This is a genomic window from Pseudomonas sp. CH235, from assembly GCF_004368175.1.
In the GTDB taxonomy this organism is placed as follows: Bacteria; Pseudomonadota; Gammaproteobacteria; order Pseudomonadales; family Pseudomonadaceae; genus Aquipseudomonas; species Aquipseudomonas paraglycinae.
This window is the reverse complement of record NZ_RRZJ01000038.1, coordinates 24921-41147: the sequence shown is the minus strand read 5'-3', so window position 1 is coordinate 41147 and position 16227 is coordinate 24921. Positions and strand designations below refer to the sequence as shown.

Below are 16227 nucleotides of genomic sequence, written 5' to 3'. Positions count from 1 at the left end.
GACCGGACCATGCAAACTCGTGACGACATCTTCAACACCCTGCGCGATGCCCTGGTCGAGCTGTTCGAACTGGACCCGGCTCGCGTGAGCCTGGAATCCAACCTGTATCAGGATCTGGAAATCGACAGCATCGACGCCGTCGACCTGATCGATCACATCAAACGCCAGACCGGCAAGAAAATCGCCGCCGAGGAATTCAAGTCGGTGCGCACCGTCAGCGACGTGGTCGAGGCGGTCTACCGTCTGGTTCAACCGGCCGCATGAGCCGACTGATCGGCCTCGGCCTGCTGCTGGCAGGCCTGCTGTATCCCTTTGCGGTGTATTTCGGCATGGAGCATTTCGCGCCATGGCAGTTCGGCCTGCTGCTGGGCGGCCTGTGGCTGGCCCGGGCGCTGACCGGCGAACGCAAGCCCGGCAGTTTGTGGATGGCCGGCGTGGCGATCGTGTTCTGCCTGCTGCTGGCGGTGTTCGACAGCCCTTTGCTGTTGCGCTGGTACCCGGTGCTGATCAGCGGCTTCATGCTGGTGCTGTTCAGCCTGAGCCTGAAATACGGCCCGCCGATGGTCGAGCGTCTGGCTCGCCTGCGTGAACCGCAACTGCCGCCCAAGGCGATTCGTTACACCCGCCAGGTCACCGTGGCCTGGAGCGTGTTTTTCTTTTGCAACGGTTTGTGCGCCGCCCTGCTGACACTGTGGGCGCCGCTGAACTGGTGGATGTTGTACACCGGCCTGATCTCCTACGGATTGATCGGCCTGATGTTTGCCATTGAATGGCTGATACGACAACGGGTAAGAGGTCGCCCATGAACTGGATAAAACTTGAGCAGCTGTTGCTCAAGGCCCTGCCGGCGCGCACGGTAACGAGCGCACCGGCATTCGATCATGCACAGCTGTGCGAACAGGCCCTGAGCCTGGCGGCAGGTCTGCAAGCGCGCGGCGTGCAACGTCTGGCGGTACATCTGGAAGATGCCGCCGACCTGGCCGTCGCCCTGCTCGGCGCCTGGCGTGCCGGCGTCAGCGTGTTGCTGCCGTCTGATCTGCAAGCGCAGACCCGCCAGCGCTGGTCGAACGACGTCGATCTGTGGCTGACCGATCAGGCCTATGACGCTCGTCTGAGCGATTTGCTGCAACCTCCCCTGCCCGCTGCCGAACTGGATCTCGACCAGTGCCGCCTGAGCCTGTGCACCTCCGGCTCCAGCGGCGAGCCCAAGCGCATCGACAAATCCCTGCGCCAACTGGCCAACGAAGTCGAAGCCCTTGAGCAACTATGGGGCGCGGACCTGGGTGAAGCCTGCATCCTCGGCAGCGTCGCCACCCAGCACATCTACGGCTTGCTGTTTCGTGTGCTGTGGCCGCTGTGCGCCGGGCGTCCATTCCTGCGCAAGCAACTGGCCTTCCCGGAAGACCTGCAACGCGCCAGCCGCGAGCACCCGGCCTTCGTCTGGGTCGCCAGTCCGGCGCTGCTCAAACGCATGGGCGACAACCTCGATTGGCCAGCCCTGAGCGTCGTTCGCCGGGTGTTTTCGTCCGGTGGCGCACTGCCGGCTGACGCCGCACAAAGCCTGCATCAACGCTTGGGACAGTGGCCGACGGAAATCCTCGGCAGCTCGGAAACCGGCGGCATCGCCTGGCGACAGGGTGAATCGTTGTGGCAGCCATTTGCCGGCGTCGAGTTGAGCCAGGACAGCGACGGCGCCCTGCTGATCGCTTCGCCCTACCTGCCCGCCGGGCATGTCGAACACACCGCCGATGCGGCGCGTATCGCTGACGACGGCCGCTTTGAATTGCTCGGGCGGCTCGACCGGATCGTCAAACTCGAAGAAAAACGTATTTCCCTGCCGATGCTTGAACAGGCGCTGATGGCCCATGACTGGGTCGCCGAAGCGCGTCTGGGCGTGGTGCAGGAAAACCGCGCGTCCCTCGGCGCCCTGCTGGTGCTCAGCGAATCCGGCCTGTTTGCCTTGCGCGAACATGGTCGACGCAGCCTGACCGAAACCTTGCGCCGTCATCTCGGCGACCATTGCGAAGCCCTGGCCCTGCCCCGCCGCTGGCGTCTGCTACGACAACTGCCGCTGACCTCACAGGGCAAATTGCCTCAAGCCGACGTCGAAGCCTTGCTGTTGGCGCCACGGCCAAAAGCACCGGAAATCCTGGAGCAGGCCGAAACCGAGGGCGAATGGAACCTGCAATTGAGCGTTCCGCCGGATCTGGCCTACTTCAGCGGCCACTTCCCCAAGGCCCCGGTACTGCCGGGCGTGGTGCAGGTCGAATGGGCGCTGAACCTGGGTCGGCAACTGCTGAACCTGCCCGGCGCGTTCGCCGGCATGGAAGTGCTGAAATTCCAGCAACTGGTGCGCCCCGGCGATGAAATCCAGTTGCACCTGCGCTTCGACCCGGAGCGCGGCAAGTTGTATTTCGCCTATCGCAACGACACCGCCACCTGCTCCAGCGGGCGGATTCTGCTGGGGACTGGCGATGCATAATCCTTGCGCAGTGATCCCGGTCTACAACCACGAAACCGCCATCGGCACGGTGGTCGACGCCCTGCTCGCCGAGGATCTGCCGTGCATTCTGGTGGACGACGCCAGCAGCAAATCCTGCGCGGCGGTGCTGGACGCGCTGGCCGAGCGCGAGCGGGTTCATCTGGTGCGCCTCACTGCCAATCAGGGCAAGGGCGGCGCGGTGATGACCGGTCTGCGTGAAGCCGCGCGGCTCGGCTTCAGCCATGCCTTGCAGGTCGACGCCGACGGTCAGCATGACTTGCAGGATGTCGCGCGTTTCATCGAAGAATCCCGCGCTCACCCCAAGTCGCTGATCTGCGGTTATCCGCTGTACGACGCCAGCGTGCCCAAGGGCCGTTTGTATGCGCGCTACCTGACCCACGTGATGGTGTGGATCAACACCCTGTCGCTGCAGATTCGCGACTCGATGTGCGGCTTCCGCGTATATCCGCTGGAACCGACGCTGGGCGTGATCGACTCGGCGCGGATCGGCAAGCGCATGGATTTCGACTCGGACATTCTGGTGCGCCTGGCATGGCGCAATCAGCCGATGCGCTGGTTGCAGACCAGCGTGCATTACCCGCTGGACGGCGTGTCGCACTTTCGCCTGTTCCACGACAACGTGCTGATCTCGAGCATGCACACGCGCCTGTTCTTCGGCATGTTGCTGCGCTTGCCTGTGATCCTCTGGCGACGGTGGCGCGCATGACGGTCGAGACCGACAAGAAGCACTGGGCCGACCGCGAAGAGCGCGGCAGTTTCCTGCTGATGAAATTCACCGCGTTCGCCGCCAAGGTCCTTGGCCGACGCCTGCTGAGCCCGTTGCTGTACGGCATCGTCCTGTACTTTTTCCTGTTCGGCCGCACTGCGCGGCGCAGTGCCTGGCAGTATCAGCAGCGCCTCGCCGACTGGAGCGGTCGCCACGAACTGCGCCCGACCCGATGGCGGGTGTTCCGCCAGTTCATGGCATTCGCCGATTCGCTGCTCGACAAGCTCGACGTGTGGAACGGCAAGCTGAAGATCGAGCAGATCGAAATCATCGACCCGGCGCTGTTGCGCAATCAGTTGCGCGGCAGTCGCGGGCAACTGCTGGTGGGCGCGCATCTGGGCAACCTCGAAGTGTGCCGGGCGCTGGCGGAACTGGGCGAGAAAGTCACGATGAACGTGCTGGTACACACCAAGCACGCCGAGCAATTCAATCGCCTGCTGGGCGAGGCTGGGGCGACCAACTTGCGGCTGATCCAGGTCAGCGAGCTGGACCCGGTGATCATGCTGCAACTGCACGAACGGCTGGAGCGCGGCGAGTGGCTGGCGATTGCCGGCGACCGCGTGCCGCTGCACGGCGGGCGCAGCGTGACTGTGGACTTTCTCGGCCATCCCGCGCCGTTCCCGCAAGGGCCGTGGCTGCTGGCCGGCCTGCTGAAATGTCCGGTCAACCTGCTGATGTGCCTGAAACAGCCCGACGGCCACTATCGCCTGACTCTCGAGCCGTTCGCCGACGCCGTGGTGTGGTCACGCCGCGAGCGCGAACAGGTCATTCATCAGTGGGCCACCCGCTATGCGCAACGCCTGAGTCACTATTGCCTCGAAGCACCGTGCCAATGGTTCAACTTTTACCCATTCTGGAAAACCGATGACAACGCCAACTCCTGAGCCGGTCACCTTCGGCGAACGCCCTTTGCGCATCGAAGACGTGCTGGCCCTGGCCAACCGTCAGGCGCCCGTGCAGTTGCAGAGCGACGCGCCTTATCGCGAACGCATCGCCAAGGGCGCGCGGTTCCTCGATTCGCTGCTGGACAAGGAAGGCGTGATCTACGGAGTGACCACCGGTTACGGCGACTCCTGCGTGGTTGCGGTGCCGTTGCATCACGTCGAGGCGCTGCCGCGTCATCTCTACACGTTCCATGGTTGCGGGCTGGGCAAACTGCTCGACGCCCAGGCCACCCGCGCGGTGCTGGCGGCGCGTCTGCAGTCGCTGTGCCACGGCGTGTCCGGGGTGCGCATCGAGTTGCTGGAGCGCCTGCATGCGTTTCTTGAACACGACATTTTGCCGCTGATTCCTGAAGAGGGTTCGGTGGGCGCCAGCGGCGACCTGACGCCGCTGTCCTACGTCGCCGCAACCCTGTCCGGCGAGCGTGAAGTGATGTTCCGTGGCGAACGCCGCCAGGCTGCCGATGTGCATCGCGAACTGGGCTGGACACCATTGGTGCTGCGTCCGAAAGAAGCGCTGGCGCTGATGAACGGCACCGCCGTGATGACCGGTCTGGCGTGCCTGGCTTACGCCCGCGCCGATTACCTGCTGCAACTGGCCACCCGCATCACCGCGCTGAACGTGGTGGCGCTGCAAGGCAATCCTGAACACTTCGACGAGCGCCTGTTCGCCGCCAAGCCGCATCCGGGTCAGATGCAGGTGGCCGCGTGGCTGCGCAAGGATCTGGCGATCGACGCACCGACCGCGCCGCTGCACCGCTTGCAGGATCGCTACTCGCTGCGCTGCGCACCACACGTGCTTGGCGTGCTGGCCGACAGCCTGAACTGGCTGCGTTCGTTCATCGAAACCGAACTCAACAGCGCCAACGACAACCCGATCATCGACGCCGAAGCCGAGCGCGTGCTACACGGCGGGCACTTCTACGGCGGACATATCGCATTCGCCATGGACAGCCTGAAAAACCTCGTGGCCAACGTCGCCGACCTGCTCGACCGACAACTCGCGCTACTGGTGGACGAGCGTTACAACCACGGTTTGCCGAGCAACCTGTCGGGCGCCAGCGCCGACCGCGCGATGCTCAACCACGGCTTCAAGGCCGTGCAGATCGGCGCCAGTGCCTGGACCGCCGAAGCGTTGAAAAACACCATGCCGGCCAGCGTGTTCTCGCGCTCCACCGAGTGCCACAACCAGGACAAGGTGAGCATGGGCACCATCGCCGCCCGCGACGCCATTCGTGTGCTGGAGCTGACCGAACAGGTCGCCGCCGCCACGTTGCTGGCGGCCAATCAAGGCGTATGGCTGCGCGGTCGCGATGCAGACGCGCGTCCGCTGCCGCCATCGCTGGCCGCCATGCACGAGCAACTGGCCCGGGACTTCCCGCCGGTGACCGAAGACCGTGCCCTGGAAGGTGAATTGCGCCTGTGCCTGCAACGCATCGCCGAGCAACACTGGAGGCTGCATGCGTAGTGCCGGAGTGCTTCACGCCGATACGGAAATCCTCGTGCCGTTCTTTGACGTCGACACCATGCACGTCGTCTGGCACGGCCATTACGTGAAATACCTGGAAGTGGCGCGCTGTGCACTGCTCGACAAGATCGGCCACAACTACAACCAGATGGTCGACTCGGGCTATGCCTGGCCGGTGATCGACCTGCAACTGCGCTACGTGCGCGGCGCGGTGTTCGGTCAGCGGCTGAACGTGCGCGCCAGTCTGGTGGAGTGGGAAAACCGCCTGAAGATTCACTACCTGATCACCGATGCCGAGACCGGTGAACGCCTGACCCGCGCCAGCTCGGTGCAGGTGGCGGTCGAGATGAGCAGCCGCGAGATGCAACTGGCCTCGCCGAAAGTCTTCACCGATGCCGTGGAAAGGATGCTGCGATGAATGTGTTGTTGAAATCCCTGGGGGCCCTGGCGCTGCTGACGCTGTCGTCGCTGGCCAACGCCTTCGACCTGCAACAGTTGAGCGAGCAACTGGCGAAGCCGGACGTGATCCACGGCCAGTTCACTCAGGAAAAGCACCTGCGCGCCCTGCCCCAGCCGCTGATCAGCAGGGGCAGCTTCGTGCTGGCGAAAAACCATGGTTTGCTGTGGCTGCTGAAAACCCCGCTGCAGCAGGATTACCGGATCAGCGCCAAGGGCATTGCACGGCGTGATGCCACCGGCTGGCAACTGCTGCCGAACAAGAGCGCCGGGGCCGAACAGAACCGTTTGTTCCTCGCGGTGCTGCAAGGCGACAGCAGCGGTCTGCAAAGGGATTTCGAACTGGCCCTGAGCGGCGATGCGCAGAAATGGCAACTGACCCTGACCCCGCGTTCGGTGCTGCTCAAGCAGGTGTTCAATCAGATCAATATCAGCGGCGGCGCGTTGGTGAACACCATCGAACTGCTGGAAACCCAGGGCGACAGCACCGTGCTGCGCATGCAGGACAGCACCGCCGGCCAACCTCTGAGCGACGCGGAGCAACATGACTTTGCCGAGTGAACGCAGGCTGCCCTGGCTGTTCCTGATCCTGCTGCTGGCGGTTGTCGCACTGGGCGCCTGGCAGTGGCGCGACGGTGCGCCGCTGTCGGCCAACCTGATGGAACTGGTGCCCGGCACCCACCCGGACGCCCTCGAACTGCGCGCCGAACAACGCATGCAGGAGCCGCTCAACCGCGACATGCTGGTGCTGGTCGGTCACGCCGATCGCCAGCAAGCGGTCGCCATGGCCCAGACCCTGGGCGAGCAATGGCAGGCCAGCGGGCTGTTCGAAAAGGTCCAGTGGAACCTGCAAGCCGACCTGCCGGCCCTGCGCACGCAGTTGCTGCAAGGTCGGCTGGCGATGCTCTCGGCGGATGACCGGCAACTTTTGACCGAACATCCCGACGCCTTCATCCAGCAACGGGTGCAGGCGCTGTTCGACCCGTTCACCGGGTTCAGCCTGGTGCCGAGCCAGGACGACTGGCTGGGCCTGACCGGGCGCATCCAGAACAGCCAGCCGCAACATGGCGCGGTGCAACTGGACATCGGCAGCGGCGCGTTGATCGCCGACGCCGACGGCAAAAGCTGGGTGCTGCTGCGCGCACGCACCACCGGCAGCGCCTTCGACATGAATCAACCGCTGCAAGTCGCCGCACTGCTGCAACACAGCCGTGAACAAGCGGCGAGTGCCAACGTGCAATTGCTGGCCGCCAGCGGCCTGCTGTACGCCGCCAACGGTCAGCAGCAGGCGACCCGGGAAATGACCTGGGTCGGCGGCGGCGCCACCATCGGCATTCTGCTGCTGTTGCTGCTCGCCTTCCGCCGCTGGCGGGTGCTGCTGGCGTTCATTCCGGTGCTGGTCGGCATGCTGTTCGGTGCGGTGGCCTGCGTGGCGCTGTTCGGGCACATGCACGTGATGACGCTGGTGCTCGGTTCCAGTCTGATCGGCGTGGCGGTGGATTACCCGCTGCACTACCTGTCCAAGAGCTGGAGTCTCAAACCTTGGCACAGCTGGCCGGCGTTGCGCCTGACCCTGTCCGGGCTGACGTTGAGCCTGATCACCAGCGCCATCGGTTACCTGGCGCTGGCCTGGACACCTTTCCCGGCCCTGACCCAGATCGCGGTGTTCTCCGCCGCCGGTTTGCTCGGCGCCTACCTGTCGGCGGTGTGCCTGCTGCCGGCGCTGCTGAAAAACGTCGAACTGCGCCCGGCGCAATGGCCGCTGCAACTGGCCGAGCGTCTGGTGCGACTGCGGGAAACCCTGCTCGATCACGTCAGGACGCCGGTGTTGCTGGCCCTGCTGATCGCCTTCTGCGTCGGCGGCCTGCTGCAACTGGAGAGCAGGAACGACATTCGCCAGTGGGTCGGCGCGCCGCAACGTCTGACTGATGAGGCGCAGACTATTGCGCGGATTACCGGCTACCAGCCGACCAGCCAGTTCTTCCTGGTGCGCGCCGCCGATCAGCAGCAATTGCTGGAACGGCAAGCGGCCCTGAGCGAGCGGCTGGATCAACTGGTCAACCTCGACAAGTTGCAGGGTTATCTGGCGCTCAATCAACTGGTCAGCCCGCCGGCTCAGCAACAACAAGTGCGTGAAGCGCTGAGCAAGTTGCCGCAGTTCTGGCAGCCGTTGCTGGAAGTCGGCGTGCCGCTGGCGGCGCTGCAAACTGAACTGCAACAGTTGCAGGCCCTGCCCGCCGAGGACATCGATGCAGCACTGGCCGGCCCCCTCGGCGAGCCGTACCGCACGCTGTGGCTGGGGCCGACCGAGGACGGCGTGGCAGCGATGGTCAGCCTGCAAGGCCTGAACAATCCGTCGCTGCTGCGGGTGCAGGCGCTGGACCTGCCCGGCGTGATGCTGGTGGACCGGCTCGGCGATCTGAACAAGGTGTTCGCCCAGACCCAGATCAGCGCCGCTGAGCTGAAACTCGCGTCCTGCGTGTTGATCGTGCTGGTGCTGATGCTGCCGTTCGGTCTTGGTGGCGCCCTGCGAATCGTCGCCCTGCCGCTGCTCGCTGCGCTGTGCAGCCTCGCCAGCCTGGGCTGGCTCGGTCAGCCGCTGACCCTGTTCAGCCTGTTCGGCCTGTTGCTGGTGACGGCGATCAGCGTCGACTACGCGATCCTCATGCGCGAGCAGGTCGGCGGCGCGGCCGTCAGCCTGCTCGGCACCTTGCTGGCGGCCGCCACCACCTGGCTGTCGTTCGGCCTGCTGGCGGTGTCGAGCACCCCGGCGGTGAGCAACTTCGGCCTGTCGGTGAGCCTCGGTCTGGCGTTCAGCTTCATGCTCGCGCCGTGGGCCGGGCGTCAGGCCCACGCGGTTTCCGTCACGGAGCCTTCAGCATGATGGTGGTGATTTTCTGGCTGATGGCCCTGGCGCTGTTTTTCGTCGCCACCCGGGTCGGCCGGCATTTCGGGCTGATCCCGATCGTCAGTCAATTGCTGCTGGCCAGCTTCGGCCTGCCGCTGCTGATGTACTTCTGGATCGAACCGGGCTGGCAACTCAACGGCGCCGAACTGATCGCGCCGGGCTGGCTGAAAAACCTCTACAGCCTGAGCTTTGCCCTGTTGCTGGGGCACATCCTCAGCGACGTGATCGACCTGCGCCTGGACCGGCAGAGCGTGAAGATCGCCCTGCCGAGTTTCGCCGTGCCCTTCACCTGCGGCCTCGCGACGGCGTACTGGCTGTTGCCGACGCAGCCGTGGATCAACTCGTTGGCGATCGGTTTGGTGTTCGCCATCACCGCGATCCCGGTGTTGTACCTGTACCTGCGCCACATCGACTACCCGCCCGCCGCCACCCGACGTCTGGTGCAGACCGCGATCCTGATCGACCTGACCTGCTGGACCCTGTTCGGCCTCGCTCAGGGCAGCCTGCACCTGAGCAGTCTGTTGCTGCCGCTGGGGATGGCCTGCGTGCCGGTGCTGCTGCGGGTGTTCGGGATCCGCCGGCCATTGACCTACAGCCTCGGTTTTTTTGCGCTGCTGGTGCTGGCCGAACACTACAAACTCAACGCGCTGATTTTCGGCATCGGCTATCTGCTATGCATGGCCGCGCTCAAGGTGCCACTGGTGTTGCCGCTGCCGGCGCACTGGATGAACCGTTTGCAGACCTGGGTCGCGATTCCGCTGATCCTCACTTTCGGCATCGTCCAGATCGACGTGCACAGCGCCCTCGCCAGCCTCGGCGCCGTGCAATGGGCGGCGCTGCTGCTGTTGCCGATCGCCAGCAAAATCCTGGGCAACTGGCTCGGTCTCGGCTGGGCCGGCGCGTCGTTCGCAGGCGCCAGCCGCTGGCGCGAAAGCGTGCTGCTGAACATTCGCGGCTTGAGCGAAATCGTTTTTCTCAACTTGCTGTTGCAACAACAGCTCATCAGTCCGGCGCTGTACTTTGCGCTGATGCTGATGGGTCTGATCGCGACGCTGTTGCCGGCCTTCATCGGCCTGCACCGGGCGTCACTGAACCCTATTGCCGTACCCAGGAGCTCGCGTGCCAATCGTTGAAATGGAATCCCGTCAGGTCGTGATCATCGGCGCCGGCCCCTCCGGCGCCATCGCCGCCGCATTGCTCAAGCGCAAGGGGCACGACGTGCTGGTGATCGAGCGCCAGCATTTCCCGAGGTTCTCCATCGGTGAAAGCCTGCTCTGCCATTGCCTGGATTTCGTCGAAGAAGCCGGCATGCTCGAGGCGGTGAATGCCGCCGGGTTCCAGCGCAAGAACGGCGCGGCATTCGCCTGGGGCGAGCGCTACAGCGCCTTCGATTTTGCTGACACCTTCACTGCCGGCAAGCCCACGACCCTGCAGGTGCAACGCGCCGACTTCGACAAATTGCTGGCCGATCAGGCGGCGTTGCAGGGTGCGGAAATCCGATATGGCGATGCGATTGTCAGCGTCGATTTCGAACGCCCGCGACCGCAGCTGAATGTGCGCCGCGAAGACGGCAGCGAATACCGCGTCGAAGCCGACTTTGTCCTCGATGCCAGCGGTTACGGCCGCGTGTTGTCACGTTTGCTCGACCTGGAAGCACCATCGAATTTCCCGGTTCGACAGGCCGTCTTCACTCACGTTGAAGACCACATTGATCATCCCGGTTTCGACCGCGAGAAGATCCTTATCACCACCCACCCGCAGCACCGCGATATCTGGTTCTGGTCGATCCCGTTCAGCAACGGTCGCTGCTCGATGGGCGTGGTGGCTGCCGCTGAACATTTCGCAGGTCGCGACACCGACCTCGACGCCTGCCTGCGCGGGTTCATCGCCGAAACCCCGAGCCTGGCCAAGGTGCTGAACAACGCCGTGTGGGACACCCCGGCGCGCACCCTCGGCGGCTATGCGGCGAACGTCAAAACCCTGCACGGCCCGGGCTTCGCGCTGCTGGGCAACGCGGCGGAATTTCTCGACCCGGTGTTCTCCTCGGGCGTGACCATTGCCATGCGTTCGGCGAGCATGGCCGCCGCTGTGCTGCACCGACAGTTGCAGGGCGAAACGGTGGACTGGCAGCGGGAGTTCGCCGAGCCGCTGAAACGCGGGGTCGACACGTTCCGCTGCTACGTCGAAGGCTGGTACGCCGGCACCTTTCAGGACGTGATTTTCCACGAGCAAGGCTCCCCGGAAATCCGCCGCATGATCTGCTCGATCCTCGCCGGTTACGCCTGGGACGAACGCAACCCGTTCGTCAGTGAAGCGCGCCGTCGTTTGAAGACGATCTCCGAACTCTGTGCAAGGGACGACACATGAATTACCTGAGCGACAACTACGTCGAGGAAACCCGCTTCGGCTTCTGGTTCCTGCGCAGCCACACCTGGCAGCACCATGTGCTGCGCGTGGCGATCAACGATCTGCGCGGGCTGTTCAGCGAATCGTTGCCAGCCAGTCCGGTGCTGCTGGATGCCGGTTGCGGCCAGGGCAAATCGTTCGGCCACCTGCGCCAGACGTTCGCGCCACAGCGCCTGATCGGCGTCGATGCCGATCCGCACAGCCTGGAATTGAGCGCCGCCGAGGCCGCGCGTCAGGGCTTCGACGTTGAGCTGATCGGCAGCGACTGCGCGACGCTGAATGTGCCGGACGCCAGTGTCGACCTGCTGTTCTGTCACCAGACCTTCCATCACCTGGTGGAGCAGGAAAAAGCCCTGGCCGAGTTCTATCGGGTGCTCAAGCCGGGCGGTTATCTGCTGTTCGCCGAGTCCACCGAGGCTTACATTGATACGTGGGTGATTCGCTGGCTGTTCCGTCATCCGATGCATGTGCAAAAGAGCGCGGCGCAGTACCTGGAGATGATTCGCCAGCAGGGTTTCGAGTTCGGCGAACAGAACGTTTCGTACCCGTATCTGTGGTGGAGCCGGTCGAAGGATTTCGGTCTGCTCGAGCGTTTTGGATTGCACAAACCAAAACCATTCGGCCAGCGGGAAGAAACCCTGGTCAACGTGGTGGCCCGCAAACCCTTGAACGAGGCTGTCTGATGTTGCGTGTTCTGCTGCTCGCCTGCGTCTTGCTGCTCGGTGCCTGCGCCAGTCAGGCGCCGCTGCCGGCCGGCAACCCGAGCCTGCCGCTGCCGATGCAATTGCATATCGAACGTCACCTGGCCGGGCAACAGCAAGACTGGTTGCTGGTGATCCAGCGCGAAGGGCCCGGCATCCGCTGGTCGATGATGGATCCGCTGGGCATTCCCCAGGCCCGTCAGCAATTGATCGACGGACACTGGCAGGCCGACGGCCTGCTGCCGCCCAACCCGGAAGCCCGGGAGCTGTTCGCCGCGCTGCTGTTCGCCCTGACCCCGGCGAGCGAGCTGTCGCGCAACTACCCCGAGGCGCAACAACAGGGCGGCCAACGTTCCCTGCCGGCGCGCTGGGACATCCGTTACACCCAACCCTTGAGCTTCGAATTGAACCTGCCACAAGGCCCGCACTATCGCGTAACGCCACTCGGTGAACCGACGTCATGACCGCCTACCTCAATGCCCTCGGCGTGATCTGCGCCCTGGGGCGCGACAAGCAAGCCGTGGCACGCAACCTGTTTGCCGGCGACTGCTCGGGCATGCGCCGCGAGTCCGGCTGGGTGCCGGAGCGTGAACTGCCGGTGGCCGCCGTGCACGGCGATCTGGCGCCGATTCCCGAAGCGCTGGCCGACCAGCGCAGCCGCAACAATCAACTGTTGCTGGAAGCCGCGTTGCAGATTCGCGATGACATCGAGCACGCGATCCAGACTTACGGCCGCGAGCGCATCGGCGTGGTGCTCGGCACCAGCACTTCGGGCATCGACGAGGCCAGCCGAGGCCTCGCGCACTACATTCGCGACCAGCAGTTCCCGGCCGATTACGACTACCGGCAACAGGAGCTCGGCGCCCCGGCGAATTTCCTCGCCGACTGGCTGCAACTGAGCGGCCCGACCTATGTGATTTCCACCGCCTGCACTTCCAGCGCACGCGCGCTGATGAGCGCCCGACGCCTGCTCGATCTGGGCCTGTGCGACGCGGTGCTGTGCGGCGGTGTCGACAGCCTGTGCAAACTGACCCTCAACGGTTTCAGTGCGCTGGAAGCGGTGTCGGACCAGCGCTGCAATCCGTTTTCCGCCAACCGCAACGGCATCAACATCGGCGAAGCGGCGGTGCTGTTCGTGATGAGCAAAGAGCGCGGTGCAGGGCCGGGCATTGCCCTGCTCGGCGCGGGCGCCAGCTCCGACGCGCACCACATTTCCGCACCGGAGCCGACCGGCCGTGGCGCCCTGCAATCGATGCAGAAGGCGCTCGACCAAGCCCATCTGCAAGCCGGTGACATCAGCTACCTGAACCTGCACGGCACCGCGACCCAGCACAACGACGCGATGGAAAGTCTGGCCGTCGCCGCGCTGTTTCCCGAAGGCGTACCGTGTTCCTCGACCAAACCGATGACCGGCCACACCCTCGGCGCCGCCGGCGCACTGGAAGCGGCGTTCTGCTGGTTGAGCCTGAGTGCCGACAACCCCGACCACGCCTTGCCGCCGCACGTCTGGGATGGCCAGCCGGATCCGGACCTTCCACCACTCAAGTGGGTGACCGCAAGCGAACGCCTGGCGTCCATTGCACCCCGCTACCTGATGAGCAACTCGTTTGCCTTCGGTGGCAATAACGTCAGCCTGATTATCGGAGACGCCCCATGAGCCACTGGCCGCTCGCCGAACTGCTGCCCCACGCTGGCGACATGATCCTGATCGACCGGATCCTGAGCTTTGACGACGAACAGATCCACACCACCCTCACCGTCCGGCCCGGCGGCCTGTTCAGCCTGCCCGACGGCAGCCTGCCGGCGTGGGTCGGCGTCGAGCTGATGGCGCAAAGCGTCGCCGCGTTCGCCGGCTGCCATGCGCGGCAGAAAGGCAACCCGGTGGAGCTGGGCTTTCTGCTCGGCACACGCAAGTTCGAATGCAATGTCGCGGCCTTTCCGGTTGGCAGCGAACTGACCATCCATGGCCTGCGCTCGCTGGAAGACGACAACGGCATGGGCGTATTCGAATGCCATATCAACGCGCCCGGCATCGAGGCCAGCGCCCGGCTGAACGTGTTCCGCCCGCCCCAGGCAGCGGACTATCTAGAGCAATCCAAGGAGTCGAACGATGACTGAATCAATACTGGTCACCGGCTCCAGCCGTGGCATCGGCCGCGCCATTGCCCTGCGCCTGGCCAGTGCCGGCCACGATATCGTCCTGCATTGCCGCAGCGGCGTAGCGGAAGCGCAAGCAGTGAAAGCCGAAGTCGAAGCGCTCGGCCGCACCGCGCGCATCCTGCAATTCGACGTGGCGGATCGCGAAACCTGCAAAGCCATCCTCGAAGCCGACGTTGAAGCCCACGGCGCCTACTACGGCGTGGTGCTCAATGCCGGCCTGACCCGCGACGGCGCCTTTCCGGCACTGAGCGACGACGACTGGGACGTGGTGCTGCGCACCAACCTCGACGGTTTCTACAACGTCCTGCACCCGGTGATGATGCCGATGATCCGCCGCCGCGCCGCGGGTCGCATCGTTTGCATCACCTCAGTCTCGGGGCTGATCGGCAACCGTGGCCAGGTCAATTACAGCGCGTCGAAAGCGGGCGTGATCGGCGCCGCGAAAGCCTTGGCGATCGAACTGGCCAAGCGCAAGATCACGGTGAATTGCGTTGCGCCGGGCCTGATCGACACGGCGATGCTGGATGAAAACGTGCCGGTGGAAGAACTGATGAAAATGATCCCCGCACAACGCATGGGCACGCCTGAAGAGGTGGCCGGTGCGGTGAATTTCCTGATGTCGGCGGAAGCGTCGTACATCACCCGCCAGGTGCTGGCGGTCAACGGAGGCTTGTGCTGATGAAGCGCGTTGTCGTCACCGGCATGGCCGGCATTACCTCGCTGGGCAGCGACTGGGACACCATCGCCGGCAATTTCGCCGCCAACCGCAGCGGCATTCGCCGGATGGACGAGTGGGATCGCTTCAGCGAACTCAACACACGCCTGGCCGGGCCCATCGATGATTTCCAGGTGCCGGCGCACTGGACCCGCAAACAGCTGCGCAGCATGGGCCGTGTTTCGCGGCTGGCCGTCGGCGCGGCGGAAAAAGCGCTGGCCGATGCCGGCCTGCTCGGCGACGAGTCGATCAAGGACGGGCGCATGGGCGTGGCCTGCGGATCGTCCACCGGCAGCACCGACGAGATCAAGGCATTCGGCAACATGCTGCTCAACTCGGTGGCCGAGGGCCTCAACGCCAACTCCTACGTGCGGATGATGCCGCACACCACGGCAGCGAACATCAGCATCTTCTTCGGCCTCACTGGCCGCTTGATCCCGACCTCCAGCGCCTGCACCAGCGGCAGCCAGGGCATCGGTTATGCCTACGAGGCGATCAAGTTCGGACGCCTGCCGCTGATGCTCGCCGGTGGCGCCGAAGAACTGTGCCCGACCGAAGCCATGGTGTTCGACGCGCTGTACGCCACCAGCCTGAAAAACGATGCACCGCACACCTCGCCACGCCCGTACGACAAGGGCCGCGACGGTCTGGTGATCGGTGAGGGCGGCGGCATGCTGGTGCTTGAAGAACTGGAACACGCCTTGGCGCGCGGTGCGCACATTCACGCCGAAATCGTCGGTTTCGGCAGCAACGCCGACGGCCAGCACACCACCCGCCCCGAACAAGTCACCATGCGCCGGGCAATGGAGCTGGCGCTGGAAGATGCAGGCCTGGCGCCGGACGTCATCGGCTACGTCAACGGCCACGGCACCGCCACCGAACAGGGCGATGTCGCCGAAACTCTGGCCACCAGTGCGCTGTTCGGCGAACGCATGCCGATCAGTTCGCAAAAGAGCTTCCTGGGCCACACCCTCGGCGCCTGCGGTGCGCTGGAGTCGTGGTTCAGCATCGAGATGCTCAACCGCGACCTGTACGTGCACACGCTCAACCTCGACGAGGTCGATCCGCACTGCGGCAAGCTCGACTACCTGCGCGGCGAGTTCCGCCAGATGAGCCACGAATACGTGATGAACAACAATTTCGCTTTCGGCGGGGTCAACACCTCGCTGATTTTCCGTCGCTGGCCACAACCGAATTAATCCA

17 protein-coding genes are annotated in these 16227 nt (G+C 64.5%); all 17 read left to right on the top strand.

Features of this window, described 5'->3' with window-relative positions:
* Positions 1-9: 9 nt before the first annotated feature.
* Genes EIY71_RS26090 through EIY71_RS26010 form a run of 17 tightly spaced genes read left to right on the top strand, consistent with a single transcriptional unit; the run spans position 10 to position 16223 of the window.
* Positions 10-264 carry an acyl carrier protein gene (locus tag EIY71_RS26090; RefSeq protein WP_007947135.1) on the top strand — a complete coding sequence of 85 codons (255 nt, stop codon included), beginning with the start codon at positions 10-12 and terminating at the stop codon, positions 262-264.
* Positions 261-806, top strand: a complete 546-nt coding sequence (locus EIY71_RS26085) for a hypothetical protein (RefSeq protein ID WP_085746440.1) — start codon at positions 261-263, stop codon at positions 804-806. Before EIY71_RS26090 ends, EIY71_RS26085 begins: the two co-directional genes overlap by 4 nt.
* The gene (locus EIY71_RS26080) at positions 803-2482 is read left to right on the top strand and encodes an acyl-CoA synthetase family protein (RefSeq protein WP_134023652.1); all 1680 of its coding nucleotides are present in this window, start codon (positions 803-805) and stop codon (positions 2480-2482) included. The genes EIY71_RS26085 and EIY71_RS26080 overlap by 4 nt, the downstream gene beginning before the upstream one ends.
* The gene (locus EIY71_RS26075; protein WP_007952349.1) at positions 2475-3209 is read left to right on the top strand and encodes a glycosyltransferase family 2 protein; all 735 of its coding nucleotides are present in this window, start codon (positions 2475-2477) and stop codon (positions 3207-3209) included. The genes EIY71_RS26080 and EIY71_RS26075 overlap by 8 nt, the downstream gene beginning before the upstream one ends.
* Positions 3206-4153 carry a glycosyl transferase gene (locus tag EIY71_RS26070; RefSeq protein WP_085611116.1) on the top strand — a complete coding sequence of 316 codons (948 nt, stop codon included), beginning with the start codon at positions 3206-3208 and terminating at the stop codon, positions 4151-4153. The genes EIY71_RS26075 and EIY71_RS26070 overlap by 4 nt, the downstream gene beginning before the upstream one ends.
* Complete coding sequence (gene hutH / locus EIY71_RS26065) at positions 4134-5678, top strand: histidine ammonia-lyase (protein WP_134023650.1); 1545 nt, start codon at positions 4134-4136, stop codon at positions 5676-5678. The genes EIY71_RS26070 and hutH overlap by 20 nt, the downstream gene beginning before the upstream one ends.
* The gene (locus EIY71_RS26060) at positions 5671-6096 is read left to right on the top strand and encodes a thioesterase family protein (RefSeq protein ID WP_085746436.1); all 426 of its coding nucleotides are present in this window, start codon (positions 5671-5673) and stop codon (positions 6094-6096) included. The genes hutH and EIY71_RS26060 overlap by 8 nt, the downstream gene beginning before the upstream one ends.
* Positions 6093-6695 carry an outer membrane lipoprotein carrier protein LolA gene (locus tag EIY71_RS26055; protein ID WP_134023649.1) on the top strand — a complete coding sequence of 201 codons (603 nt, stop codon included), beginning with the start codon at positions 6093-6095 and terminating at the stop codon, positions 6693-6695. The genes EIY71_RS26060 and EIY71_RS26055 overlap by 4 nt, the downstream gene beginning before the upstream one ends.
* On the top strand, positions 6679-9018 hold the full coding sequence (locus EIY71_RS26050; protein ID WP_134023647.1) for an MMPL family transporter: 2340 nt from the start codon (positions 6679-6681) through the stop codon (positions 9016-9018). Before EIY71_RS26055 ends, EIY71_RS26050 begins: the two co-directional genes overlap by 17 nt.
* A complete protein-coding gene (locus EIY71_RS26045; protein WP_134023645.1) occupies positions 9015-10175 on the top strand; it encodes a sodium:proton antiporter in 1161 nt (386 codons plus the stop codon). The genes EIY71_RS26050 and EIY71_RS26045 overlap by 4 nt, the downstream gene beginning before the upstream one ends.
* Complete coding sequence (locus EIY71_RS26040) at positions 10162-11409, top strand: NAD(P)/FAD-dependent oxidoreductase (RefSeq protein ID WP_134023643.1); 1248 nt, start codon at positions 10162-10164, stop codon at positions 11407-11409. Before EIY71_RS26045 ends, EIY71_RS26040 begins: the two co-directional genes overlap by 14 nt.
* Entirely contained in the window at positions 11406-12131 is a 726-nt protein-coding gene (locus tag EIY71_RS26035) for a class I SAM-dependent methyltransferase (protein ID WP_085746431.1), read from the top strand. The genes EIY71_RS26040 and EIY71_RS26035 overlap by 4 nt, the downstream gene beginning before the upstream one ends.
* The gene (locus tag EIY71_RS26030; RefSeq protein WP_134023641.1) at positions 12131-12613 is read left to right on the top strand and encodes a hypothetical protein; all 483 of its coding nucleotides are present in this window, start codon (positions 12131-12133) and stop codon (positions 12611-12613) included. The genes EIY71_RS26035 and EIY71_RS26030 overlap by 1 nt, the downstream gene beginning before the upstream one ends.
* Entirely contained in the window at positions 12610-13806 is a 1197-nt protein-coding gene (locus EIY71_RS26025) for a beta-ketoacyl-[acyl-carrier-protein] synthase family protein (protein WP_134023639.1), read from the top strand. Before EIY71_RS26030 ends, EIY71_RS26025 begins: the two co-directional genes overlap by 4 nt.
* Positions 13803-14267, top strand: a complete 465-nt coding sequence (locus EIY71_RS26020) for a hotdog family protein (RefSeq protein WP_085746429.1) — start codon at positions 13803-13805, stop codon at positions 14265-14267. The genes EIY71_RS26025 and EIY71_RS26020 overlap by 4 nt, the downstream gene beginning before the upstream one ends.
* The gene (locus tag EIY71_RS26015; protein ID WP_085746428.1) at positions 14260-14988 is read left to right on the top strand and encodes a 3-ketoacyl-ACP reductase FabG2; all 729 of its coding nucleotides are present in this window, start codon (positions 14260-14262) and stop codon (positions 14986-14988) included. The genes EIY71_RS26020 and EIY71_RS26015 overlap by 8 nt, the downstream gene beginning before the upstream one ends.
* Entirely contained in the window at positions 14988-16223 is a 1236-nt protein-coding gene (locus EIY71_RS26010) for a beta-ketoacyl-ACP synthase (protein WP_085611127.1), read from the top strand. Before EIY71_RS26015 ends, EIY71_RS26010 begins: the two co-directional genes overlap by 1 nt.
* The last annotated feature ends 4 nt before the right edge of the window (positions 16224-16227 follow it).